This is a genomic window from Sphingomonas arabinosi, from assembly GCF_036663715.1.
GTDB lineage: Bacteria > Pseudomonadota > Alphaproteobacteria > Sphingomonadales > Sphingomonadaceae > Sphingomonas.
Map to the genome: position 1 here is coordinate 19,986 of NZ_JAXOJN010000002.1, position 25,038 is coordinate 45,023.

Sequence of the window (25,038 nt, forward strand, 5' to 3'; positions counted from 1 at the left end):
GCAGTTATGCCTGCTTCTGTCGAACCCAGCTGTCGCGCTCGACGAAAATCTTCTCCATCTCGGCCATGTTTTTGGTCCCCCAGATGCATAACGGCTCGAGCGCCCGGGCGAGGCTCTCGCCAAGCGGCGTCAGCGTGTAATCGACGCGGGGCGGCACCTCCTTATAGTCGTTCCTGCGCAACACGCCGTCCGCTTCCAGCTCCTTCAAATGCTGAATCAACATTTTATCGCTGACGTCGCGTACAGCGCGCTTGAGCTCACCGTAGCGCGTCGGCCCTCGCAACAGGAAGTACAGGATCAGCGGCTTCCATTTACCGGAAATGACCTTGAGGGTCGCGTCGAGGCCGCAAGTGAACGCGGGCGCGACGGGAGGCGAATCTGAGTTGGCGGATTGGAGCTCGTTGGACATTCTCTATACTTACCAAAAGGTGCATACTTGTCGATAGGTATGTCGCGAGCCAGCTACGTGCGACCAAGAACTGGAGGCATGTATGAACCGATTAGAAGGCAAGACCGCGATCATCACCGGCGGTGGCACGGGCATTGGCCTGGCTTCGGCGAAGCGCTTCATCGAGGAAGGGGCGTTCGTCTACATCTTCGGCCGCAGGCAGGAGAAGTTGGACGCGGCAGTGGCAACGCTCGGCGCGAACGCGCGTGCGGTGGTGGGATCGGTCACCGATGCCGACGATCTCGACCGGCTGTTCGATACGGTGAAGAAGGAACGCGGTACGCTCGATATCCTGTTCGCCAATGCCGGAATGGGCGCGTTGGTGCCGCTTACCGAAATCACGCCGGAGCATCATGACGAGACTTTCGCCATCAATGTGAAGGGCACGATCTTCACGGTGCAGAAGGGCTTGAAGCTGATGGGTGAGGGTGGTTCGGTCATCCTTACCGGCTCGACCACCGGGGTGATGGGAACGCCCGCGTTCAGCATCTACAGCGCTTAGAAGGCTGCGGTTCGCAACCTCGCGCGCAGCTGGGCGCAGGATCTGCGCGGTACGGGTATTCGCGTCAACGTCCTGTCGCCGGGACCGACGCTGACCGAACTGGCGGCCGAGGTCGTCGGCCGCGATGCGATGATCGAGATGGGGTCTACCACGCCGATCGGGCATGTCGGCGACCCGTCCGAAGTCGCGGCCGCCGCAGCGTTCCTCGCATCGTCGGATAGCAGCTTCATGACGGGCAGCGAGCTGTTCACCGATGGAGGCTTGGCTCAAATTTGACGAACGAAGTCAGCGGGCGGAAACGCCCGCTGACTTCAATGCGTACCGGTCAATCTACAAACTCGAACTCAGACGTACCGTACCGCGTCAGGCTCAAGACGATCTTGGCGCGAAATGAGCGAGCGGCTCGGGTTGGAAAGTGGGTTGCTGCACGGATGACTTCGCCAAGCAGAGGGCTTGTCAGCGAACGTCATATCACGCAGGCGCCCCTTGCGCTGCGGGCAGGGTCGCGATGTCAGACGATTCCGACCAGAGATTGATGCCACCGTCGTCGGCTGCCTTGTCGATCGCAGCGAGTTCGTCGGCGGCGAAGTCGAGCCTCCGTATCGCGTCCAGGGAGTCGTCGAGCTGTTCGATCGTACGGGCACCGATCAGTGCGGAGGTGACTCGCGGATCGCGCAAGACCCATGCGATCGCCATCTGGGCGAGCGTTTGTCCGCGCGCACCTGCGATCTCGTTCAAGGTACGAATGGCGGCGAGGTTCCGATCCGTGAGCAAGGTCTGCGACAGCGACCCGTCACGGGTGGCGCGCGCATCTTGCGGTACGCCGTTTAGATACTTGTTCGTCAGCATCCCCTGCGCCAATGGCGAGAAGGCGATGCAGCCGACGCCCAGTTCCTCCAGCGTCGCCAGCAGGTCCTGTTCGATCCACCGGTTCAGGATCGAATAGCTGGGCTGGTGGATGAACAGCGGCACCTTTTCATCGGTCAGGATCTTGGCCGCACGGCGGGTCAGCCCTGGCTCGTAGGAGGAGATGCCCACATAAAGTGCCTTGCCCTGTCGATGGAGTTGCACCAGCGCGCCCATCGTCTCTTCGAGCGGGGTCGCGGGATCCACGCGGTGTGAATAAAAGATGTCGACATAGTCGAGGCCCATCCGCTTGAGGCTCTGGTCGCAACTTGCGATCAGGTATTTCTTGGATGAGCCGACATCGCCGTACGGCCCGGGCCACATGTCCCAGCCCGCTTTGGTGGAGATGACGAGTTCGTCGCGGTGGGCAGCGAAATCGGCTGCGAGGACGCGTCCGAAATTCTCTTCGGCCGAACCGTATGGCGGGCCGTAATTGTTGGCGAGATCGAAGTGAGTCACGCCACGATCGAACGCCCGGCGCAGGATGGCCCGCCCCGTTTCGAACACATCGGCTCCGCCGAAGTTCTGCCACAGACCCAGGCTGATGGCCGGCAGCCTCAGCCCGCTACGGCCGGTGCGTCGATAGGGCATGCCGCTTTCGTACCGGAGCGGCGAGGCGACGTAGGGGTGTGAAAACGACATTGCTGCCTCCTAGTGAACCTTTGTAACGCGTAACACGCGAACCGTTTCAGCCGCAGGGTATATTCCTTTTACCCAATTGCATCGATTGAGCGCGGCAGATTGCGCGATGCGGCGATCAAGGTGAGGGGACTGCCGCCAATATCGTGTTGGAACACATGCGGCATGCCGCGGCTCTGGCAACACCTCGCAGCAAGCGTGCGTAGACCAATGTCGCGCGACCACCTGCTCGAACGAAAGACGATGCAAGTTGCGCGCGCGGAGGCGACCGCACAGGGTCTTTGAAAAAGTCGAACGATCTGGCACCCGACCGGCGGGATCGAAGCATCGCTAAGCGAGTAGGTGCACCTTCTCGCTTGGCCGCGCGGCAGGTAGGCCCCAGGCGGCTGCCGCCGTCAGCCGCAGGTCGCGCGCCTCCGCGGAGGTTATGGGGCGATCGCGACCTGCACACTTGATGACCAACCCTTCCACCTCAGCAGGATCAAGCGCGGTGAATGCCTGCACCATCTGGGCGAGCGACCCGGATGCGATCGGTTCGTTGTCCTGCGAGGCGTCGTCGTTCTCGTCCGCTTCCCGCATCAGCTTGGCGGGCATGTTCAACATGGTTTTTAACACGCTTACTATCTCCGAGCCCCCGGTAGATCGCAGACGTGGAACGCGGCGCGCGCTGCGTCCAGACGGAATGGGTCGGTTTGCGCTCGCCCTACAGTGGCACGCGACGAACTGCGCTCGGGCCGCGCGCGGCCTGTGATCCCCGGCAAGCGATTGCAAGATGCTCACGCTCCATCCTGACCGGAACTGGCACATCGGTCACTTTTTCGCGGCTATCGCTCCCACCGTCGATCCGGTCTGCTTCGGCTTGACGTAGCGGTCCAGCCAGTCGGTCATTTGCCACAAAGTCTCCTCGGTCGATTCCAGCGCGCGATAGCCGTGCGGCTCGTTGGGCAGAACGACGTAGCGTACCGTCGCGCCGTTGCCCTTCAGCGCCGCGTACATGCGCTCGGACTGGATCGGGAAGGTGCCGCTATTGTCGTCCGCGCCGCCATGGATCAGCAGGATCGGCGCCTTGATCCGGTCGGCATAGGTAAACGGGCTCATCTCTGTGTAGGTCGGCGTCGCCTGCCAATAGGTCCGCTGCTCGGCCTGGAAACCGAACGGCGTCAGAGTGCGGTTATAGGCGCCCGACCGCGCGATGCCGGCGCGGAACAGATCGGTATGCGCGAGCAGATTGGCGGTCATGAACGCGCCGTAGCTGTGCCCGCCGACGGCCATGCGGCTGCGGTCGCTGACGCCCAATTTGATCACGGCATCGATTGCTGCCTGCGCATCCTGCTGCAACTGCTTGACGTAGGTGTCGTTGGCCTCTGCGCCGCCCTCGCCAATGATCGGCATCGACGGGTTGTCGAGGATCGCATAGCCCTGGGTCAGCAGGAACAAGTGGCTGATGCCGCGCGGGCGGACGAACCGGTTGCCCTGATCGACCGTCTGGCCGGCGACCTTCGCGTCGGTGAACTCCGCCGGATACGCCCACAGCAACGTCGGCAGCGGCCCGTCGCGTTTCGCGTCATAGCCGGCGGGTAGATACAGCGACCCCGACAGCGGCAGTCCGTCGGCGCGCGGATAGGTGATCGTGCGCTGCGTGACGCCGGCGAAAACCGGGGCGGGATCGGCGAAGGCGGTGACGGCCTTGGCGCTGCCGCCCTTCACGCTGCGGATCATGTAGTTGGGCGCTAGCTTCGCGCTCTCGCGCCGCGTCAGGATGCGCTGCCCGCGGTCGTCGAGCAATGCGACGACCGTTTCGTAATAGGGCGCCTTGGCAGTCCACAGTCGCGTCTGTTCGCCCCCGGCCAGCGGCATCGCCGCCAGGAAGGGGAATGCCCCAGCCTTGGTCGCGCCGTCGCCGGTGACGTACACGCCGTCATGGGCTGGCGTGAAGCGCATCACCGGCTTGCCAACGGCATTGTCTTCGACGATCGGTTCGCCGGGATCTCCATATTGATCCTGATAGTTGAGCGTCGATACCGTCCGTGTCTGGCCCGGTCGCGATGGCGCAACCGCCAGGCGATGCTCGGTGCGCGATCGCCATTCGCGGTCGATCACCATTGCAAAGCCATCATCGCCCCACAGCGTCTCCGAATAGCGGGCAGGGGTCTGCGCCAGTTCCACCGGTGCCGCAGCGAACGGCGCGGCCTGCATCATAACCTTGTCGTGGAACGCGATCTTCGCGCGCGGATTGCCGCCGTCGAGCGCCTCGGCCCAGACGAGTGTCGCCGGTGCATCCGACCGCCAGACCGCCTCGCGCGGCCCCTTGACGGTGGCGTCGAAATCGACCGGCAGATCGTCGGCGAGCGGGCGATCGACCAGCGTCTTCACTGCTTGGCCGGCGATCGTCGATACGGCGATCTCGGTCGGGAAGAACCGGGCGGGCAGCAGATAGGAATAAGGCCGCTTGAGCCGTTCGGTCAGCAGGTAGCGGCCGTCGGGGGAGACGCTGAACTCGGTGATCAGGCCGGGCGTTCCGATCGGCTGCTTAGCGCCGGCGAGATCGATCCGAGCCAGCTGCCCGGTAAAGTAATGGTCGAACAGCGCCTCGTCATGCGCATCGCCGAGTAGATCCTCATAGGTCCGCGCTGCCGAGGTGCGGCCGGCGCTTTCCTGTATCACGGGGCCGGCCGGCGTACTGCTCGCGACGGGCGCCGCGCCGCGACCGGCGGGCACCGTATAGGCGACCAGCGCCTTGCTATCCGGCATCCAGGCGAAGGGCGTGCCGAAGGTGCCGTTCAGCCCCCGGGCGACCGTGCGGGCGCTGCCGTCGCGCTCGGCGATCCAGAGCGACAGGCCGTCGGCGTCTTGCGCGTAGAAGGCGAGGCGGGAGCCGTCGGGCGACCAATTGGGCGCGGCGAAACGCAGACCGGCGGGCAGCTTGACCGTCACGGTCCGCCCCGAGCCCACGTCCTTAAAGCTGAGCGCGTTCAGCCATTGGACGCGTACCTCGGCCTGACCGTTGGTGGTAGGATCGATGCGGTAGCCGCTCAGCCGTAGAATCGGCTTCGACAGATTGGCGATCGACGGTAAATTCTCACGCCCCAGGATGGCGAGCGTGCTGTGATCGGGGCTGACGGCAACGCCGGGGGTAGGCGGCGTCTCCAGTGCCTTGGCGATCGCATCGGGCGCGCGGTGATAAGCGCTGCCGCCGGGCGTCTGAGCGGAAGCGGTGGTGGTGAGGAGCAGGGCAATCAGGCAGGCACCGGCGCGCATTCGCATTCCTTTGTCTCTATCGTCAGGTCGCCTGATGCGGGGGTTCATCAGGCGCCGACAATACGTCAGAAGGCCGGAGCTTACGGGAGTTTCGTCGTGGGGCAAGTCGCCGAACGGCGCCTTTGTATCTCTCCAGCTCCAACCTGAACGAGCGCCGAAAGTCGGGAAGGCTGCCCGCCCTCCCAGCGGTGGTTGGGCTATCCTTCCATGAGTTTAGGAACCAGTGGTCGAACCCATGCGCTCCAGGCGCTGCCACGGAGGGAACAGCGATGGACGAGTTTGCGCGCATGATGAGTATGGAGGGCGTGCGTCCTCTCGATCAAAAAAAGGAGGTATCCCGCCGTGTCGTCAAACAGCCGTCTCCAGTCCCGAGCCAGCCATTAGTAGCACCGCCTGAATTGGGGCCGGCTGGCTACGCATGGGTGACAGGATCTCGTGCGCGAACAGCGCTCGAGACGGCACTGGAGCGCCTTGCCAACGAGATCCGCAATGGACGGCGTGGCTGGGCAACAGGCATTCTCCAGGATGGCAGGACGGTCACGTTGCCTGCTTCGTCGGGAGCGGCATCGCTGCTTGGCACCGCAGATCGCCAATCGCTGCGCCTCATGATTGTGGGCGGGGACGGCTGGACCTTCGTAATGCACCCACTGATGGGAGTCGCTACGCTCGATGACGATCCCGCTTGATCCGGATGAACGAGCGGCGGGAGATGGAATGCACTGATGGACGACGCGGAGAACGGCAGCGCGGTTGCCGCCAGACAGCGAATAGCTGGTAGCCTTGAAGCACTCTACCGATTGCTATCCCGCCCGCGCTCGCGCTGCCCTTGGCTAGAACGTGAAGCCGATGCCGCCGACCGCGCTGTGGTTGCGGACGTCGAGGTCGACGCGGATGTCGCCGGTGGTGCCACGGATCCCCATCACGTCGCCACCGATCCTGCCGGCGACCGCGCTCGCAGAGACGTTGGTGTAGCGATACTCGCCGAACAGCGACACGGCGCGCGACAGCGGCAGTTTCAGCCCTGCACCGGCGCGTAGGCCCCAGTCGCCGCTGATGTCGGAATCGGTGACCAGATAAACCGGGCCGGCAAAGGCGTAGGGCGTAACGCGCGTGCCGGGGGTCGGTGGCAGGCGCAACATCGCGAGCGCAGCGAAGGTGGCGGTAGTTGGTACCGTTACGCGCGGGATGTCGACGGCGACCGACCGCCCGGGATCGATCACCACGCGCTCACCGAAGACGTCGTCGTCGAACCGCAGGTTACCCGTCGCGCGTATCGTCTGGCGCTTGACGTCGGGATCGAGTGTCGAGGCATCCACCGCGATACCGACCGCGCCCGACCAATAGCCAAGCCGTGCACCGAAGATTGTCGAATTGGTCGGCCGTAGCCTGTCGATGTCGATCCGGAGCTGGGCGGGAATGACGGTGTCGTTGACCCGCGCTTCGTCGGCCCGGAGCGTGGCGGCGGTGTTCTCGGGCATCGAGCGTCCAGTGAAGAGGTCGACGTACACTTGCGAAGACGCCGGGGTGACCGTCGCAGCCAGAGTCAGCGTTGTAATGATCGCATAGAGTGCCGGTCGCATCATGTTCCCCCGAAGCAATTGTAAGGGTAATGAAGTGGGGCCGATACGGTTCCGTTGAACGGGAGTTGCAGGCGTTGATCCTTTGCGGAGGCACGAAATTGTCGAATGTGTTTAGGGACCGTGGGGCGTCGCACCAGCTGCCGGCCGGGATCCCGAGTACGGTCGCCTCACTTCCCGGGGGATGGATGGGCATCAAATGCCGAGCGGGATCGGCGCGGTCATCATCCCGACCAAACGGGGGCTGAAATCGCAAGAATGTCATCCACGCGTTGCCGCGCCGAGCTATGCTAACATCCGCAAATCGAAGACGAGCAAATACGCGGCATCAGGTCTGTTTGCCCCCATATCGGTCGACCGGCTGTCGTTAGGATTGGCAGATCAGGGGTGCGGCCTGCGGGTTGCACGGTGCGCGCGTGCCTCACGTAAAGTCCCATTGGGGGTCAAGCCGTTCGCCGGCACCTTGGGCACGGCGAGCCGCTGCGACAGGTAGATGCCGTTGTGTCCCGAGCATAGGTAAGCGACGAAGCAGGCCACCGCGATCGGCACCGCATAGGTAGCGCCGAACAGTTCGATGCCCATGAACGTGCAGGCGAGCGGCGTGTTCGCCGCGCCCGCGAATAGTGCGACAAACCCGATCGCGGCGAACACGTCGGTCGGGACGCCGAACATCGGGGCGAGCGCGTTGCCGAGCGCCGCGCCGATGAAGAACAATGGTGTGACCTCGCCGCCTTTGAAGCCGGCGCTGAGGGTCACGACGGTGAACAGCAGCTTCAGCGCCCAACTCCACGGATGCGTGTCCGGCCCGAAGAAGCTGTCGATGGTAAGTCCGCCCGGCGTCGCCGCGAGCGTGCCGAGACCAAGATAGTCGCGCGTGCCGAACAAATAGACGAGCGCGATGACCGCGCCCCCGCCGATCACAGGTCTTAGCGGGCCATAAGGAACGACCCGCTTGAGCCATCCGCCCAGCGCGTGGTTGGCTTCGGCAAAGGCGAGACCTGCCAACCCGAATGCAACGCCGGCAATGCCGGCCTTGACGACGAGCAGCGCATCGACCGGCACGAGTGCATCAACCCGGTAGACGCCGTGATGGATGCCCCAGGCAAGACACGTCCAATCCCCGACCAGCGCGGCGGCCAGGCACGGCACCAGCGCGCGATACTCGACGCGCCCGATCGCCAGCACTTCCAGCGCGAACACGGCCCCCGCGATCGGTGTACCGAACACCGCGCCGAACCCGGCCGCGATACCTCCCATCAGCAGGATGCGGGTGCCGTCCGCGTCGAGCTTGAGCGCGCGGCCGAAGCCACTGGCGAGGCTCCCGCCCAACTGGACGGCGGTGCCCTCACGTCCGGCCGAACCGCCGAACAGATGCGTCACCACCGTGCCGAAGAAGATCAGTGGTGCCATGCGCAACGGCACCCCGGCTCCCGGTTCATGTATCTGCTCGACGATGAGGTTGTTGCCGCCCTCCACCGAGCGACCCGCCAGATGGTAGAGCAGACCGACTACGAAACCACCCAGCGGCAGCAGGTAGAGCAGCCAGGGCAACGCGAAGCGCAGTCGCGTGGCGGCATCGAGGCTCCAGAGAAATGCCGCACACAGCGTCCCGACAAGTGCTGCCATCGGCACCAGGATCAGCGCCCAGTGCACCACGGATACGGCATGGGCGTGACGGTTACGGGCGAACGCTGCAACGTTCAGACCATCGAAGAGATTACGAAAGGTAGCGCGCACGTTTCCTCCTTGCTGCCTTGCGGCGCCAAGTAGGAATCATCAGCTCTTGTCAGAGCGGTTCGGCGAAATGCCCGGCGGAAATCCATCGCCGTGCCGCGGCACATGGGGGAACGAAGTGAACTCGTCAACTCCGTCCCGCACTCCTACCCATAATGGGTCGCGGGACTATCGTTGAAACCGACGTTTCTATCGCGCATCGGGAAGGCGGGTGGGGGCGTGAAAGTCGGGAGGTTTGTCTGCGATCCAGCGCAGGAAGCGACCAATGTCCGGGCGTGCTTTCAGGGCATCTAAATCCGCGAATGTCGTGGCGAGATCCTGATTGGACACGCTGGCGTGGATGATACGGTGGCAGATCGGGTGAACGGGTATGACCTCGGTACCGCCGCGGCTTTTCGGAATCCGGTGGTGCCATTCCACCTTTCGACCCAGGGTTCGCTCGCATAGCCCGCATTTTCTGGCGTCTTCGGTGGCGATTGCCCGCGCCATGGCCTGCTCAAGCCCCGCCAGTCGCTTCACACGTCCGCCCATCGCCCAAATATGGTGTATTGCGAAGGAAATAACAGCAGTTCGGGACAGCACTAGCCGCGCGTTAGCGCATCGCTGGTGACCGGTACCGGCGCAGGTTCGACCACCAGTAGGCGGCAAAGCCCCTCGCTTTGTGGCGGAGGCGGAACCAGTAGAAATGCTTGATGCCCACGTGCGTGGTGACGGGCCGTATCACGTCCAGGTGAACGTCGAAAATATCTGCGGCGATGGCGAACAGCGCGCGCCGGTCGGAAAACAGATACTTGGCGTACAGGGCGCCGTCACCAAAGCTGTAGCCCGCCAGCAATCGGGTTTCCTCCACCGTATCACGACGCCCGTGATGGTGATCGACGACGATCCGCGGGTTGTAGAGCACCGCGACACCCGAACCTGCGGCACGGAACAGAAAATCGGTATCTTCGGCCGCCACGAACGGAGCTCCAGCTCCGAACCGTTCGTCGAACAGTCCCGTCAACGTCACGACATCGGCGGTGAACGCGAGGTTCGCCCCCATGACGAAACCACCCAGGAATCCGCCCGATGGGGCGACCATGTCATGGTCTTCGAGCTTGATGGTGACGGGAAGATCGGCGGGGTTGCCGAGAAGAATACGGCCGCCGATGATCGTCGGTCCGCCGACACTTTCGAACGCCGCATGAAGGGCTGCGAAATAGTCGGCATGGAGGACGCAATCGTCATCCGTCATGGCGATGATGCGGCCCCGACACAGTCCAAGCCCCGTATTGCGGGCACACGCAAGCCCCGGCCGCGGCTCTCGGACCAGATGGACCGGGAACGCCTGCATGCCTTGCCACCCCACCAGTCGTTGCGGCGTATCGTCGACGGAGCCATTGTCGACGAGCACGACTTCCACCGTCATACCGGCCGCGTACGCAACCGCCCGCCTGACAGAATCGAGCGTCGCCGTGAGCGAGCCGGCACGGTCACGCGTACAGATCAGCAGGCTGACGTCGATGGCGGTAGTCATCTTGCGGAAAGAAGCCCGTCGGCAAGACTCAGGGCTTCCTCCATCGTCGCAGCCTTCGTCACGATCCCCTTGGGGGAGGACCAGGCGTCCAGATACTTGGCGATCTTGCCGTACTCATTGTCCAGTACGACATGCGGAATACCCAACAGGTCTGAAAGTATGTGCCCATGCAGTCGGTCCGTTACGACGACCCGGCCTTGTGCGAGCAACCGCAGCCCACGATCGACGCGTGCAACGGCTTGAGCCTCGCGTGCTCTGGCGTCGACGCCGACCGGTAAGTCTGGATCGTCCTCCAGCCAATCTGCGACGATCGCTTGGGTCGTCGATGGCATGGCATAGCCCTGCCGCTCGTCGTCGGTGCGCATCAGCATCAGCAGGTCGCACTGTAGCGCGCCTGCCGATCGTTCGCCCAGTGCATACGCAGAGTCCGGAGCGAGGTGCGATGGGCATGACAAATGCTTCCGGGCGAAGTCCAAGCTGCGCGTATCGCGGACATACAGGACGAAGTCCGGATGGTCGGCGACGAGCGCGGCGAACCGGTCAACCTGCGCAGGTACGCGAAAATGTATCGACTGGGGGAGCTGCACGACCGGTCGATCGCGGACCGTTGCAAGGATATGCTCGCGAAACCGCTGGTGATGCGGCCAGATGTCGCCGAGGTTTCCGCCGCCATGTAAAAACAGGATGCCGTCGGGGCAGGCGTCGCGAAAGGCATCGATCTCGAAATCGTGCCAGGTCGAAACATAGCACGGATCGCGCCCGGTTACCTGCCGTAGCAAGGCAAGCTCGCCGAGCCAGATCGCACTGTCGCCGACGTTCGCGTGATCCGGAAAGTCGACCAGCGCGTAACGCGAACCGGGCGCTACGTGCGTCCGATAACATGCAGCCAGAATGATCTGCTGTGCCGCCAAGTAATTACTGGCCGTCATGCACGCTGTCCCAATCCGTGGCCGATGACATCGCGGTAGAGGCCTTCGCATCGGTCGAGCCAGCGATCACGCGTGAACGCGGTCTCGACACGATCACGCTGCGGTTCGCGGGGGCGTTGGACAGCGTCGATGATAGCGCGGGCAAGGGCTGGAACGTCGCCGGCCGGTGCGAAACATCCTGTCTCGCCGATGATCTCCCGCAAGGCGCCGCGATCGAACGCCGCCACCGGCAGGCCGCACGCCATCGCCTCGATCGCGACCAGTCCGAACGGCTCGTCCCAGCATGGCGTGAAGACGAACACAGAGGCGCGGCCCATTTCCCGTGCCAACGCCGCGGCATCCAGATGGCCGCCATATCGGATGCTACCGTCGATCAGCGGCGCGACGTCGGCGTCCCAATAGTCGCGATCCTCGATCGGTCCGAACAGGGTCAGCGGGACGCCGGCGATCCGGGCGGCTTGCGCTGCCAGATGCGGCGCCTTGTCCGGCGTCATCCTTCCGCACCAGACCGCACTGCCGTCGCCTCGTCCGACGAAGGGCCATGCGTCTGGGTCAATGCCGTTATGCAATACCGAAGCTTCGCGTGGCGGTCCGTCCGGCCACCAGGCGGCAAGCTGGTGCGCAGAAGTCGTGGTAAGGTGGTGGGTCGGCGCTGCGCTGGCGTGCACGAACCAACGGAGCGCATCATAGGGCGGGACGTGCAGCGACGTGACCGTCGGCACCCTTGCGGTCCGCGCGGGCTCGAGCGGAAAGCGATGCAGACTGTTATTGTGTGCCACGTCGAAGCCACCGGCGGCGATCCGATCGCAAGCGGCGGCATAGCCTTCGTCGAGATGCGCGATCAGCGGTGGATGGCCGCGATGTTCGGCGTCCGGAAAAGTGCGGTCGTAAGCTTCGGGGATCACGGCATCGATCGCGAACCGCGGGTCGCTATCGCCCGAGGCGAACAACACGACATCGTGTCCGCGAGCCTGTAGCCCCGCCGCCAGATGCCAGCATTGCGATTCCATCCCGCCGGCAAATGGCTGGGCGATCGGCTGGCGGACATGGCAGAGAACGGCGATCCTCATCGGGCTCTCATTCGGCCGCCGCTGCTCTCTCGGTCGCCGCCAGCCGATCTTCCAGGAGACGGATGACGGTCGCGGTATTGGCATAGGGCTGATGGCTTTGCTGTCCGGTCAGCGCAAGATCGGCGGCGTCGGGGCGTCGCAGGATGCGGATCGGCCGACCCGGGGTCGGGTCGATCAGGCCCATCAGGCGGAATGCCTGGAGCCAGTGGCCCATCGTCCGATAGCCCCACTTGGTTTCGAACAGCTCGGCATTGCGCACCACGCTGTCGAGATGGTGCACCGGCGGCATGTGGTGCGGATGATATTGGTGATAGGCCAGACCGCCCTTGATCCACGCGATCGCCACGCCGGCCTCGTCGAGAGCCTTGCCGAAATCGGTATCCTCGCCGCCATAGCCGACATAGCGTTCGTCGAAGCCGCCCAAGTCGAGGAACGTCGTCCTTCGCATGGCGAAGTTGAGCGACCAGAAACAGCGATAGTCGGTGCAGATCTCGATGCCCTGCGGCGGTGGGCCGCGGCGGTCCGAATGCTTCACCGCGATCTCGGCGAACCGGTCGTACTGCCAGTCGCCGTCGGTCGCGCCGCCCGGCAGGTACAGGACTTCACCCATCAGCAACCCGTCGAACGTGTCGAGGAATCCGGCATAATCGGAAAGCAGCGTGGGCGTCGGGATGCAGTCCATGTCGAGAAACACGATGACGTCGCCGATCGCCGTGCGCGCCGCAGCGTTACGCGCCGAGGCGAGCGGCAAGGCGTCGGCGACGACCTGCATCTGGCGGATGGGAAAGGGCGCCGCCGGCAGGTCGTACAGATCGTCCTGCATTACCGCGACGATCAGTTCGGCCGGCATCAGCGTCTGGCGTATCAGGCCGCGGACGACGTTGACGAGGTGGTCGGGACGCCCCTTGCCCAGGGTGACGACGGAAACTTCGGTCATGGCGATGGCTCTGCTTGGAATAGGGGGACGCGGGGCGGCGGTGGCCGGTCGCTCAGTGCGTGTGAAGCGGGTAGAAACGTTCCTCGACGATCCTCGCGGTCCGCTCGGTCATCGCGTCGACGCCGCCGAACTGGAAGCCCAGTTGCGACCCGTATGCGGAACAGGCGGCAATACGCCGCGCCCGCGTTTCGGGGGTAAGGCGTTCGGTCAACGCCGGCATGGCGGCAACCCGGTCTTCACGATCGGCATAAGGCCAGTCTTCCCACAGCAATACTGTATGATCGGCACAGGATCGCCGTATCGCATCCAGAACGACGTGATGGTCGACATGGTTGCCGAGGCATAACGGCCCAAGCACCAGATCCGGCCGTTCCGCCGCGAAAAGATCGGCCAGCGCGGTCGCGACATCGCCTATGATTCGATCATCGGGCAGCCGTGCCTCGAACAACATCTTTGCCGAGGCGTAACCGCGATGCGGCGCTTCCAGAAATGGGAGGTGGATCGCGCTCGCCCCAAGTGCCTGGCACGCTGCGACATCCTCGGCACGGCGCAGCGCCATGTAGTCGACGTCGGCGCCCAGGCCCTTGTCGAGCTGGCACGCGAGAGCGAACCCGGTCGGCTGCGCGACGTTGCCGGTGAAGCAGGTTGCGACGGTGACGTCCCAGCCCTGGTCGACGCGCGACCCCAGCAGCCCGCCGGCGGAGAAAGCGGCATCGTCCAGATGCGGCGATATCGCGAGCAGCTTCATCGATCGCTCACAGCAGGTGCGGCTCGCTGCGGAAGCGGCAGGGCGTCATCGGCAGGTCGGTATCGAAGGCGGTCTGCGGACGGCCACGCAGGTCGCGGTAGATCCCGACGATCTGCTGTCCGACAGCGTCCCAGCTATACACCCGGCGGCATTCTTCGAGCGCCGCCGTGGCCAGGTGCGCGCGCAGGCTCGTATCGGTGACAATGCGGGTCAGCGAGGCAGCCAGCGCTGGCACATCGCCGGTATCGGTCAGCAGGCCATTCTCGTCGTCGCGCACGCAGTCGACGACACCCACGGCATGGCACGAGACGACGGCCAGCCCGCATGCCATCGCCTCGAGGATGGTGTTCGAAAACCCCTCGGCATAGGTTGGCGACACGAACACGTCGTGCGCGCGGTACAGTTCGGGGACAGAGTCATAGTCGGCATAGCCGCTGAACGTCACGCGGTCCGTAAGTTCGAGTTCGACCGCAAGCGCCTGCGCGGGTTCGACGTCCGGACCGATCCCCGAGATGGTCGCGTGCCAATCCCCCCTTACGTCCGGCAGCGCCTCAAGGAAGTCGAGCACGCCTTTGCGGCGGTCGACGCGGCCATGGTAGAGCAGGCGGACCGGACCTTCGGGCGCGGCTTTCGATGCCGGCGTAAAATGGTCGGTATCGACCGCCCCCGGAACGATCGTGAACCGGTCGAGCGGGGTGCCGAGTCGGTCGTGGACTTCGCTCGCGAAACTGTTGCCGCCGATCAACAGCGCGCCCGCATGGTCGAGCACGCGCACCATCGCGAGCCGGTGCGTCTCGCAGCACGAGCCGACCCAATGCCCGTCACCGCCCTGGATCGACACGACGCAGGGCAGGCCGAGGCGCCGGGCTGCGATCATCGTCGCCCAGCCGGTCGGATAGCCATATTGCGCGTGGAGCATGTCGAATGGATGCACCGCATGGTCATGCGCGATGGCCTCGACCAAAGCGTCGATATCGCGTTCGAAATCGCCGCCATCCTGTTCGCCCAGCGCTTCGAGGCCGACGACGCGAACGCCCGGCACCTGGGGCGGGGGACCGCCGCCATAGACGCGGGCGCGTGCGGGATCGCCGTAATATTGGCTGATCATCGTCACGTCGTTGCCCCCCGCGACGAGCTGACGCAACAGGTTGATCGCGTAGATCGACATACCCGATATCGCAGGGAAAAAGCGACGCGAGACGAAGCATATCCGCATCAGGACATGGCCGCCCGAAGATAAGCGATCGATTCAGGAATGGCCTGATGCGCGCGCGGGCTTTCACGCGACAGTTCGACGCACACCAGCTTGTCGAAACCGATCGACTCAAGCGCGGCGAGGATGGCGGGAATGTCCATGTCGCCCTGACCGAAGGGGAGATGCGTGTGATCGCCGCGACGCATGTCCTCGACCGCGACCGTGCCGAGGCGGTCGGCATAGGCGTGCACCGCAGCGTCGGGCGCGATATCCTGCGTGACGAGGCAATGGCCGGTGTCGAGTGCGAGCCGAAGATCTGGGTGCCGGATAGCGAGTCGCGCGTAATCCGCAACGGTCTCGATCAGCATGCCGGGCTCGGGCTCCAGGCTGACGGGGATGCCCGTGCGCGCCGCGTGCTCGACGACCTTGCCCAGCCCCGCGTCGAGCCAGTCGAGTGCATCCGCGTGGCGCACGTCGGGCTTCGGCACACCCGCCCAGAACGACACAGTCTCCGCGTTCAGGATCGCGGCAATTTCCAGTGCACGGGCGAGGAATGCGACGCGCCGGTCCCGGCCCGCGGGGTCGGCGGTGACCAAAGTCGGCTCATGCTTGTCGTGCGGGTTGAGCAGGTAGCGCGCGCCGGTCTCGATCACCGACCCCAGCCCGAGCGACCGCAGCAGCGCGCCGACACGCTCCGCCTCGCGTGCCCAATCGTCAGCAAAGGGATCGAGGTGGTGATGATCCAGCGTCAGCGCGACGCCGTCATACCCCGCATCCGCAATCAGGTGCAGCGCGTCATCGAGCCGGTGGTTGGCCGCACCGTTCGTATTATAAGCAAATCGCAGCGTCATCGTGCCGACTCAGTTTCAAGGCTCTGTTCTGACCACGCGACGTGATGCGCTTCAGGCTCGCGGTAGAGCGGATAGAGCCGTCCGACGATCGCGTCGGCCAGCGCGGTATCGAAAAAGGGCTGGCCGCCCAGCCGGGTCAGGGCTTCCTCGGTCAAGCGGACGGGCCGGCGCGTCGCACTTGCCTCGCCACCGAAGCTGACCAGCGGGCTGTCGAGCGCGACCAGCTTGGCGACGTTGCGCTCGCCGATCCGGTAATAGCTCATCGTCTCGACCTCCATGCCGGGCACGATCACCTTGACGACCGCGACACTCGCATCCGCGGGGGACATGTCGACGTAGAGGATGTCGAACCCGGCTGCCTCGACTGCTTCCCTCGCCAGCCGCCCGCGAGCGCGTGCGTCAGGTACGTCGGCGCGCGGCAGACCGGCGAAGGCGCGGCGGCTGCGCTCGGCCAGCATCGTGTCGGCCAGCCATGCGCGCAGCGTCGCGGCATCGACATCGGTCCAGCGCCGCATCTCGGAGAACGCGCGACCGTCGCTCGATTTCGCGGCACCGCCGGCTTGCGCCATGAACCGGTCGATATAGCCGCGTGGAGCGATCGTCTCGGCGAGCGCCATCGGGCCGTGTGCGAACGCTTTCCGTGCACGACTGGCGGCGTATTCCGCGATTGCCTTCGTCAATGCCTGCGCCGCGTCGGGATGCGCGGCCTCGCCGCACGCCGTCGCCATGATCGGCACGGCGGGCTCGTGCGCATCGACGCCGACGCAATAGACGTTGGCCATCCCGAATTCGTCGGTCGCGAATTTGGGGATCACGCGGATGCCGGCCGCGGCGAACCGGTTGATCAAGTCGCCGATCTCGCCGGGCAGGCTTTCCGGCAGGTCGATCGCGACGCCGCGGTCGAGCGCGCGGAACAGCAGCCCGTTGCCGTCGCGCTGGAGGATTTCGCACAGCCCGTGGCCGATCGCCCAGTCTAGGTCCGGCCCTGCGCCCATCCCGTTCGAGATGATCGTCGTGAACGGGACATAGCCGGGGTCGAGTTCCTTGGCCGAATAGGCGGCGAGGTCGATCGGCACGAGGACGCTGGACCCGTCCGCCCACCGCCGGGCCTCGACCCAGTCGAGCGGCGTGTCGCGGCCGACCGGCGAACCGGCAGGCAGGCATAGCGTCAGCGGATCGGCGATGCCGCGCACGCCGCGTTCGCGGACGAGGTCGGCATAGCTGCCCTGCGTCTTGCCGCGCGCCGACAAGGTGAGCGTCGGCCAGACCATTTCGGCGATCTCGCCCAGTGCGCCCAGGATCGCGGCCTCGTCGGTCGCGCCATAGCCGACGCCGTACGGCATGATGCCGTCGAGGTCGGCGGTCTCCGGGAACAGCGCGACCACCCAGACGGGTATGCCCACGCGGTCGATGCCGTCGATCGGGAATGCGACGATATCGCCCGCGGGAAATGCATCGAGATACATATGGCAGGCCGCGCCGAGTTGCTCGGGGAGGCCGGTAATGCTGCGTGTCATAGCGGGATCCTCTTCACGCCCGGCGCGCGGGACAGCGCCTCGTCCAGCACCGCCACGGCGACGTCCCGGCCGACTTCGGGGGCATATTCGAACGGGGTCAGGACGGCGTCGAACGCCAACGGAGCGATCACGTCTCGATACTGGCGGATCTCGCCATGCGTCAGCGGGATGTCCTTGTGGAACGCCTTGTGGCTCGAAATCGCTTGGCTGATGCCTGCTTCGTCCTGGTCGATCTTGAACATGTCGCCACAGAACAGGCGGCGGCCGACCGCGTCGTGGAGTGCCGCCTGTCCCTCGTAATGCCCGCCGACATGATGCAGCGTGTAACCCGGTGCGATCTCCAGCACGTCGTCATAGGGCGTCGTGACGCGGAACGCCTTGGTCATGCCGAGGTCATCCTTGTGGATCGCGAGCATCGCAGGCGCGCACTCGCGCTGGAGCTGGAACAGCGCGCCATAGCTATGCGCATGGCTGGCCGCGAGATAGCGGATCCCGCCGAGCCGCGCGATCTGTGCGAGCATCGCCGGCGAGTAATAGGGCGCGGCTTCGAACGCGATGTTGCCGCCCTCGCGCACGATCAGCCAGCCGGTGCCACCGAGCCCAAGGTGCGGCGTGGTGGTGAACGCCCAGAGATCGTCGGCCACCTGTCGCCAGCTGCCGTCGTGGCTCGCGGCGACGTCGCTCTCAGGAAGGAAACACCAGCCATCCTCGGGCAGGTCGTTGCGCGTATCATTGCATACCGGGCAATCGGCGGGCGCGAAATGGCGCTGCCAGAAGCCGCAATGCGCGCAGGCATACCAGCTCAAAGGCATGATCGCGCCTCGGTATAGGCGGCGTCGAAAAGGCGCATCAGCGACAGGTCCCTGTGAATCGAAAAATCATGCGCCTCGCCGCGGACCGCGGCGGCGAACGCGGCGGCCTGTGCGGCGAACGGCGACAGCGCGGCGTCGAAGGGCAGGGCGGTTTCCTCCCCCGTGCGCGCGCAACGGCGGATCACGGTGCCGCCTTCGGTCTGGCCCATCGTGTCGGTCGCGATCAGCAGGCCGTCCTCGCCGAGGATCTCCAGCCGGCGGCGGGGCAACACTTCGGGGCAGTTATAGGCGACGTGGCTCTGGACCAGCACGCCGCCTGCGGTGCGTCCCGACAGGATGCCGCCATCGTCGACCGGATAGTCGTGGATGCGCCGTTGCAGGTCGATATGCAGGCGGTCGAGCGGTTCGTCGACGAGCATCGCCGCAAGGTCAAGGCCGTGCAGCGCGAGATCGATGACCGCGCCGCCGCCCGCCGCTGCCGGATCGGCGCGCCAGTTGCAGCCATCGCCGATGGCGGACGGCGACCAGCTTGGGTCGACCCAGCAGGCATAGACGATCCGCACAGCGATCGGCCGTCCTATCGCCCCGTCGCGGATCGCCTGCGCCATCGCCCGGTGCGCGGGGTGATGACGCTGGTCGAACGCGGTGCCGTAGAGATGTCCCGTGACTGCCGCGCCGATCGCCTCCGCGTCGGCGAGCGTCGCGGCGATCGGCTTTTCGCACAGCACCGGCACGCCCGCCGCGACGGCGGCCCGCACCGGATCGGCATGAAGATTGTTGGGCGTGGCGACGTAGATGCAGTCGAGCGCGGCATCGGCCAGCATCGCTTCGGCGGTATTGTAGGCGAGGATGCCACCCGACATCGCGCTGGCCTGCGCCATCGGCGACGGGTCGGCGATCGCGACCACGGTCCCTCCCGATGCCGCGATCCCCGGCGCCATGTAATCTCGCGCGACCCAGCCGAAGCCGACGATCCCCCAGCGCATGCTCACCACCGCGCCGGCAGGTCGAGCACGCGGCGGCTCCGTGCGTCGTCGCCGTCGTCCGACAGCCATGTGCACGTATCGGCATATTCCGCGCGGTAGCGATCGGATGGCCAGCGCGGGGTACCGCCGTCGAGCAACGGATTCGGCCTTAGCACCGCATCGGCGAGAGGCATTGCCAGTCCGCCGGTAAGGGCACGCGCCGCGCCACCATCCGCCTCGACGATCGACCATGCCTCGATAGCGGGATCGTCGGACCACCGGGTCGAGGCAGGCGCATCGGCCGCGAGCAGCGCGCGGCGTAGCTCACGCTCGTCATAAGCGGTCGCATCGGGGAACAGCGCAGCCCATTCGGCCCCGGCGCGCGCCGGTCCCATCGCACCGCCGGCGACCGCTGCATTGTGGAGGTGGCTGACCGCTAGCACGCCACCGGGCGTGACAGCCGCGCGCAGCAGCTCGGCGACCCGTGGCTGATCGGGCAGGAAGTAGAAGGCGTCGTGGCACGCGACGAGATCGAAGCGCTGCGTCTCGACCGGCCAGCGCGCTGCGGCGTCGAACACGACATAGTCGGCCTCGGGCGCGACCCAGTGCTTTGCCAGCCAGCATTTCGAGAACACGACGTCCGCGCCGACGCACGCAACGCCGCGTGCGGACAGTTCGCGCAAATAATGCCCGATCCCGCAGGCCAGCTCGAACGCGGTATCCGGCTGCCGCCAGTGCGCCTCGACTAGAGCGAGCCCGGCGAGGTACGTCGGGTCGCTCCAGCGATGCGCGAAATAATCCGCCACCGGTCCCATCCGCAGCAACGCCATCGCCGCGCGCAACGACAGCGTGTCGCGCTCGCGGACGAGGCGTTTCAGCTCGCGAAGATCGGTCGCCGGGCCGGTCCACCACGCATCCTGGTCGGTCAGCAACGCAACCAGCGCGTCGTCCGGACAGTCCGCATCGAGATGGTCAAGCGCCACCGCCACCAGCCCCTCGCTGTCGGTCCGCAGATACGGGATGCCGTCGACCACCGGCCAGCGCTCGCCAGGTGCGGCCAGCGAATGCGGCGTATCCGCGACGAGCGGCCGTCCGGTGACGGGCGAGCGGTAGGTCACAACAGGCCGAAATCCGCCAGAACGCGGTCGTGGAAATCCTTCACGGGACCCGCATGGACGAGTTCGTAGGTGTGGAGGACCGTGTCCATCGTCGCGGAGGCAGCGCGCGTGTGCTGTTCGATCTCCAGCACCCGGTCGAGCACGTCGGCGGCATGGAACGCGCGCGCCGCCGGAGTCGCGTCGCCGGCGATCGGCGCGATCGCCGCGCGGACCTGCGCTGCCACCGCCGGATCGAGCATCGCCATCGCCTGTTCGCGCGCACCGTCGATCACGCGGTCGAGCAGGTCGCCGAGCAGAACCTCGCCGGTGAACCCCGCATCGGGCATCGCCGCATTGTGGAAATGATGCGCCATCGACGCGAGGAACACCTCCGCCGGATCCGCGCCGTACGAGGGCGCGGCGAGCACGCCGTACACCGCGACGATCAGGCAATGCTCGGCATGGTTCTCGGGCGGCTGGAGCAGCAGGCGAGGCCGGCCCGGACAGGTGACACCCGCGCGCGGCTGGCCGGCAAGCTGCGCAACGAACCGCGGCACCGGTCCGGCCGCCGGTGCGCCCTCGGCCAACGCTCCGCGCAGGTCGGCCGCCAGCGCCAAGTCGATCTGCACCGACACCTCGTCGAACCCGCGTTCGAGCACCGCACACGCCTCGGCATCGGACAGCCCAAGCTCGGCCAGCGTGACGCGGTCGAGATCGCCCAGCCGTGCCGCCGCGAGTGCAGCGGCGACCGTCCGACGCATCACCGCCACCGGTGCATCGCCCGCCGCCAGCGCCGCCCAGCCGCGCGCGAACAGCCGTTCCGCGATCGACCCGTCGCGATCCGCTGACCGGATCCGCTTCAGGTCGCCAAGCTCGCGCAACAGCGGCAGATGCGCCGCGCGAAACGTCATCGGCGATCGAGCCACGTGTCGAGGATCAGCTGCTGCTCGCCGAACGCGTGAATCGGCTCGCCGCCATCGGCGGTCTGCGGCATCTTGAAGAAAATACCCATCTGATCCTGCACGCCGCCTTCGCCACGCGTCTGAGCCAACGCCAGGCACCGCGCGATCTCGATCGCGAGCGGGGCCGCCAGCACCGAATCCTTGCACAGGAAGTTCAGCTTCAGCTGCATCTTCTGGCCGAGGAAGCCGGTCAGGTCGATGTTGTCCCAGGCTTCCTTGTTGTCGCCGCGCGGCTTGTAATAATGGATCATGATGATGTGATCCTCGACCGGGTAGCCGAGGATCTGGTCGAGCACCGACTTCTTGGTATCGACCTTCGAGGCGAGACTCTTTGGGTCGTCGAGCGCGAGGCCATCCGAATTGCCGAGGATGTTGGTCGAGAACCAGCCATCGACGTGCAGCGCCCGGTCGCGCAGCGCAGGCGCGATCACGGTCTTCAGCAACGTCTGGCCGGTCTTGCCGTCCTTGCCGGCGATCGGCACGCCGCGCTGGCGGGCGAGCTCGGCTAGCGGTGCGACATCGGCGGCGACCGACGGCGTGAAATTGGCATAAGGGGTGTCACTGGCGATCGCGGCATAGGCGTAGAGCATCGCCGGGCTGATCGCCGCATCGTCGCCGTCTAGGCCACGTTCGAAGCCCTCGACGCTGGTCAGCGCGTCCGCCCCGAGATCGGCCTTGCGCTCGGTCGAGGCGAGATTGACCATCACCACCCGGTCGAGATTCTGCTCGGTCTTGAAGCGCGCAAGATCGTCCTGGATGTGCTTGACCGCCGCACGGTGACCGGGGGCGGCGATTTTGTTGGCGCCGTCGATATTGGCACAAAAGTCGGTCGACCCGACCGCGGGCCAGGGCCGCATGTCCGACAGGCTTGCGGCACCATTGGCAAGATCGCTCTCCGTCAGCACGCCATGCTTCAGCGCGGCGGTCGCGAGGTCGTCATGGCTGAGATCCCAACCGCCGAAATGGAGGTCGCGGTATGCGGCCATTCCCTCGACGTCGCGGCTCGCGAGCGGCAGGCCCGACAGGTCGTTCGATCCCGCGCGAATCATCGCAATACCCGCGGCTGCGGTAGTGGCCACCGCGCCATTCAGCCCGATCACTGCGATCCCGACCCGTTCGCCCATAACTACGTCCTCTCAAAACAGAGGGCGTGGCTAGCCAACCGATAAGCAAAGTCCACCGATGTCTGCGTAGGCAGCGGCTAAAGTGCTCAGGCGATTACATATGTTGCCGTTTTTGGTGGCAAGATGATGAGGCTCGGCAGGAAAGCCCTCGTGCCGCCATCAGCGTAACGGTCAGCGTATTTCTCTGATCGCTAGCCTCTATCGGAGGCCACTGATCGGTGGATCAATCATGCCAAACTCCCGACCAACCAATGGGACCGTGTTCGGGTGGTTCCGCACCGACCGTCCGCATCACTTTACACCCTTGACGAGATCGCCGCAGCCCCTGGGGGGCGGAAGTGATTGCAGCGCGCGATCAGACCACCGGGGGAGCGCGACGTGGTAACTGCCGGGCAGCCGCGGATCGGGCTAGAGATAGTCGGTCGAGATATACTGCGCGCCATCCGCCAGCGCGGTATCGCGCGGGCGGTGTCGTTGGCACGCGCTTCCCGCGTGTCCGCCAGCACCGCGTCACGCAACGTCGGATAGCGACCCTGTACGACGTCGGGCACGATCAGCTTGCCGGACGGCATCACCGAGCGGATTTCCGCATCGAGCGCAGTATATGCCGCCGTGTCGAGTCGATACCCGCGAGCTTGGTCGCGATGGCTGCGCGGCAATGCTCAACGATCCCCGCCGCCCAAGTCGCGCCGCGGTACCTGTCTGGAGCGGATTACCAGAACCGCTTCGAACCCATGAGCCGCTCGTAAGCGTCGGTCGCATCGGACAAGATCGGCTCCCCCTCCGCGACCGGCAACGCCGTTTCGTGGTCCAGACCGAAACGGTCCAGCAATGCAGGGGCAGTCGCCAGATCGTTCAAGATGCCCAGATGGTCCTGCAAGGCTTCCAGATGTTTGGTGAACGCCTTGAACCGCCGACGCGACCGTTTGTCAGGGTACAGGCTTTGGAAGAATCCAGTCGCATACCGCAGCTTTTTGGCAGTGATCCGCACTTGGTGACGCGGCTCGTCGTCGAGGTGGTCGAGATCGCGACCGCGTCGCTTGATGCGCCGACGTAATTTTCGCAATACCTCGCTGGCAAAGGCAACCGCAGGCGCTTGCACGCTCTCCGGATCCAGCGGCTGAGTGCGCCACGTGCCCAACGCCGTCCATTCGACCACGTCGATCATCAGGTCCCGCGTCCGCTTGGAGTCCAGCGCAGCTAGCGCAGTCGTATAGGCGTCCTCGTGCGCCGCCAGGAGTGCTGGATGCGAAGCATCGCCAACCCTTTGCCGCAGTACATCCAGGTCTCGCGCCGCACCAAGCGACCCGGCCAGCCATTTGAGCTCACTTGCGAAATGCGCAAAGCGGTCGTCGGCAACGATCGGCTTGAAGATCGACAGCGCAGACCGCAGCCGCCGCAAGGCAACCCGGGCCTGATGCAATGCCTCGGCTCCGGGATGGCTGCGCAGGAGGTTCTCGTTCAGGCGGAAGTGGCGCAGGCACGTACCGACGATCTGCGCGAAAGCTTCAGCCGTGGTGGTGTCCGGCGCCAGATCCAAACGTTCGGCCTTGATCGCGTCCGAAATCGCCGCGTCGATCAGCCGATATCCTCGCTCCCCCTTCGTCAGGACGCCGAGGCGAATGGGAATGTCGACTCCCAGCTCGCGAGCTAACGCGAATATCGCGCTTGGCTGGCCGCCCTTCAGTTCCAGCTCGAGTTCGGAGACGGGCGTGACGCGGTCGCTTGCAGAAACGGCGCCCGTATCTGCGACGAGTTCCACCGTCCCGCCGTGATGCACGACGACCCACTGCTTGCGCGTTATCGTGACGGTGAAAGCCTGCCTGACCTTGCCAAGCGTTTTGCCTGCGATCAGCGTGTGTATCGGCGATCCGGTTTCTATCTCAGGCTCGAAGCCGGCGACTTCATGCTCCCATTCCGGGCGGGCAAACAACCCAGCCGCCGTCCCCCCGCTGACCTTGATCGTCTGGACATGCTTGCCGCCGGCTGTCCGTACACGCAGCGATACGCCTGCCGCGCGCAGATCTTGTTTAGGCGTATCGAAATAGGCCGAGACTTGATGAATGACCTTGGGCGTGGTGTTCCTCATTATCTCGGCTGTGGTCAGGCGATCCATTGCCGCCTGGTCTATTTCGAGCTTCAACTCGATTTCGCTTGCCGCGTCGCCTGACGACAGACGGTCTGTGGTTTCGATGGTCATCGATAGACAATCGTCGACCCGCGATATCGATCCGAAGGCGTCGTGGCCGAT

23 protein-coding genes, 1 pseudogene and 1 riboswitch are annotated in these 25,038 nt (G+C 65.3%); of the genes and pseudogenes, 2 read left to right on the forward strand and 22 right to left on the reverse strand.

What is annotated here, in order from left to right:
- Positions 1 to 4: 4 nt before the first annotated feature.
- Positions 5 to 409: a winged helix-turn-helix transcriptional regulator gene (locus tag U1708_RS03105; RefSeq protein WP_332742645.1), complete on the reverse strand. Its 405-nt coding sequence runs from the start codon at positions 407 to 409 to the stop codon at positions 5 to 7.
- Between the two features lie 82 nt (positions 410 to 491).
- On the opposite strand from U1708_RS03105, the pseudogene U1708_RS03110 reads away from it, so the two are divergent.
- Positions 492 to 1,226, forward strand: a pseudogene (locus tag U1708_RS03110) (SDR family NAD(P)-dependent oxidoreductase).
- A gap of 195 nt (positions 1,227 to 1,421) precedes the next feature.
- On the opposite strand, the gene mgrA reads toward U1708_RS03110, so the two are convergent.
- From mgrA to U1708_RS03125, 3 genes are all read right to left on the reverse strand, one after another.
- Positions 1,422 to 2,498, reverse strand: a complete 1,077-nt coding sequence (gene mgrA / locus U1708_RS03115) for an L-glyceraldehyde 3-phosphate reductase (protein ID WP_332742647.1) — start codon at positions 2,496 to 2,498, stop codon at positions 1,422 to 1,424.
- Positions 2,499 to 2,825: 327 nt separating this feature from the next.
- A complete protein-coding gene (locus tag U1708_RS03120; RefSeq protein ID WP_332742648.1) occupies positions 2,826 to 3,089 on the reverse strand; it encodes a hypothetical protein in 264 nt (87 codons plus the stop codon).
- Positions 3,090 to 3,305: 216 nt separating this feature from the next.
- The gene (locus U1708_RS03125) at positions 3,306 to 5,753 is read right to left on the reverse strand and encodes an alpha/beta hydrolase family protein (RefSeq protein ID WP_332742650.1); all 2,448 of its coding nucleotides are present in this window, start codon (positions 5,751 to 5,753) and stop codon (positions 3,306 to 3,308) included.
- A 269-nt stretch (positions 5,754 to 6,022) separates the two neighbouring features.
- On the opposite strand from U1708_RS03125, the gene U1708_RS03130 reads away from it, so the two are divergent.
- Positions 6,023 to 6,439 (forward strand): hypothetical protein, encoded by a 417-nt coding sequence (locus U1708_RS03130; protein ID WP_332742652.1) that lies wholly within the window; start codon positions 6,023 to 6,025, stop codon positions 6,437 to 6,439.
- Between the two features lie 144 nt (positions 6,440 to 6,583).
- Here the strand turns inward: U1708_RS03130 and U1708_RS03135 are convergent, their stop codons facing one another.
- The 18 genes from U1708_RS03135 to U1708_RS03220 all read right to left on the reverse strand — a co-directional run bounded on the left by U1708_RS03135 (position 6,584) and on the right by U1708_RS03220 (position 24,987).
- Positions 6,584 to 7,333, reverse strand: a complete 750-nt coding sequence (locus U1708_RS03135; RefSeq protein ID WP_332742654.1) for an outer membrane beta-barrel protein — start codon at positions 7,331 to 7,333, stop codon at positions 6,584 to 6,586.
- 378 nt (positions 7,334 to 7,711) lie between these two features.
- Positions 7,712 to 9,067: a voltage-gated chloride channel family protein gene (locus tag U1708_RS03140; protein WP_332742656.1), complete on the reverse strand. Its 1,356-nt coding sequence runs from the start codon at positions 9,065 to 9,067 to the stop codon at positions 7,712 to 7,714.
- A gap of 23 nt (positions 9,068 to 9,090) precedes the next feature.
- A riboswitch (Fluoride riboswitch) is annotated at positions 9,091 to 9,166 on the reverse strand.
- 87 nt (positions 9,167 to 9,253) lie between these two features.
- Complete coding sequence (locus U1708_RS03145) at positions 9,254 to 9,553, reverse strand: HNH endonuclease (protein ID WP_332743552.1); 300 nt, start codon at positions 9,551 to 9,553, stop codon at positions 9,254 to 9,256.
- Between the two features lie 103 nt (positions 9,554 to 9,656).
- Positions 9,657 to 10,580 (reverse strand): glycosyltransferase family 2 protein, encoded by a 924-nt coding sequence (locus U1708_RS03150; RefSeq protein ID WP_332742658.1) that lies wholly within the window; start codon positions 10,578 to 10,580, stop codon positions 9,657 to 9,659.
- Positions 10,577 to 11,509, reverse strand: coding sequence for a polysaccharide pyruvyl transferase family protein (locus U1708_RS03155; RefSeq protein ID WP_332742660.1), 933 nt, complete (start codon positions 11,507 to 11,509; stop codon positions 10,577 to 10,579). Before U1708_RS03155 ends, U1708_RS03150 begins: the two co-directional genes overlap by 4 nt.
- The gene (locus tag U1708_RS03160) at positions 11,506 to 12,579 is read right to left on the reverse strand and encodes a glycosyltransferase (protein ID WP_332742662.1); all 1,074 of its coding nucleotides are present in this window, start codon (positions 12,577 to 12,579) and stop codon (positions 11,506 to 11,508) included. Before U1708_RS03160 ends, U1708_RS03155 begins: the two co-directional genes overlap by 4 nt.
- A 7-nt stretch (positions 12,580 to 12,586) precedes the next feature.
- The gene (locus tag U1708_RS03165) at positions 12,587 to 13,516 is read right to left on the reverse strand and encodes a glycosyltransferase family 2 protein (protein ID WP_332742664.1); all 930 of its coding nucleotides are present in this window, start codon (positions 13,514 to 13,516) and stop codon (positions 12,587 to 12,589) included.
- A 52-nt stretch (positions 13,517 to 13,568) separates the two neighbouring features.
- Positions 13,569 to 14,264: a PIG-L deacetylase family protein gene (locus tag U1708_RS03170; RefSeq protein ID WP_332742666.1), complete on the reverse strand. Its 696-nt coding sequence runs from the start codon at positions 14,262 to 14,264 to the stop codon at positions 13,569 to 13,571.
- Between the two features lie 7 nt (positions 14,265 to 14,271).
- Positions 14,272 to 15,432: a glycosyltransferase family 4 protein gene (locus U1708_RS03175; protein WP_332742668.1), complete on the reverse strand. Its 1,161-nt coding sequence runs from the start codon at positions 15,430 to 15,432 to the stop codon at positions 14,272 to 14,274.
- Between the two features lie 47 nt (positions 15,433 to 15,479).
- Positions 15,480 to 16,310, reverse strand: a complete 831-nt coding sequence (locus tag U1708_RS03180) for a sugar phosphate isomerase/epimerase family protein (RefSeq protein WP_332742670.1) — start codon at positions 16,308 to 16,310, stop codon at positions 15,480 to 15,482.
- The gene (locus U1708_RS03185) at positions 16,307 to 17,827 is read right to left on the reverse strand and encodes a YcaO-like family protein (protein WP_332742672.1); all 1,521 of its coding nucleotides are present in this window, start codon (positions 17,825 to 17,827) and stop codon (positions 16,307 to 16,309) included. The genes U1708_RS03180 and U1708_RS03185 overlap by 4 nt, the downstream gene beginning before the upstream one ends.
- Positions 17,824 to 18,639, reverse strand: coding sequence for an MBL fold metallo-hydrolase (locus tag U1708_RS03190; protein ID WP_332742674.1), 816 nt, complete (start codon positions 18,637 to 18,639; stop codon positions 17,824 to 17,826). The genes U1708_RS03185 and U1708_RS03190 overlap by 4 nt, the downstream gene beginning before the upstream one ends.
- Positions 18,630 to 19,625 carry a Gfo/Idh/MocA family protein gene (locus U1708_RS03195; RefSeq protein WP_332743554.1) on the reverse strand — a complete coding sequence of 332 codons (996 nt, stop codon included), beginning with the start codon at positions 19,623 to 19,625 and terminating at the stop codon, positions 18,630 to 18,632. Before U1708_RS03195 ends, U1708_RS03190 begins: the two co-directional genes overlap by 10 nt.
- Positions 19,626 to 19,627: 2 nt before the next feature.
- Entirely contained in the window at positions 19,628 to 20,722 is a 1,095-nt protein-coding gene (locus U1708_RS03200; RefSeq protein ID WP_332742677.1) for a class I SAM-dependent methyltransferase, read from the reverse strand.
- Positions 20,719 to 21,612, reverse strand: a complete 894-nt coding sequence (locus U1708_RS03205) for an HD domain-containing protein (RefSeq protein WP_332742679.1) — start codon at positions 21,610 to 21,612, stop codon at positions 20,719 to 20,721. The genes U1708_RS03200 and U1708_RS03205 overlap by 4 nt, the downstream gene beginning before the upstream one ends.
- Positions 21,609 to 22,787, reverse strand: a complete 1,179-nt coding sequence (locus U1708_RS03210) for an inositol-3-phosphate synthase (protein WP_332742681.1) — start codon at positions 22,785 to 22,787, stop codon at positions 21,609 to 21,611. Before U1708_RS03210 ends, U1708_RS03205 begins: the two co-directional genes overlap by 4 nt.
- A 296-nt stretch (positions 22,788 to 23,083) precedes the next feature.
- The gene (locus U1708_RS03215) at positions 23,084 to 23,446 is read right to left on the reverse strand and encodes a Ca2+-dependent phosphoinositide-specific phospholipase C (protein WP_332742683.1); all 363 of its coding nucleotides are present in this window, start codon (positions 23,444 to 23,446) and stop codon (positions 23,084 to 23,086) included.
- Positions 23,447 to 23,499: 53 nt separating this feature from the next.
- Positions 23,500 to 24,987, reverse strand: coding sequence for a CYTH and CHAD domain-containing protein (locus U1708_RS03220; protein ID WP_332742685.1), 1,488 nt, complete (start codon positions 24,985 to 24,987; stop codon positions 23,500 to 23,502).
- Positions 24,988 to 25,038: the final 51 nt, after the last annotated feature.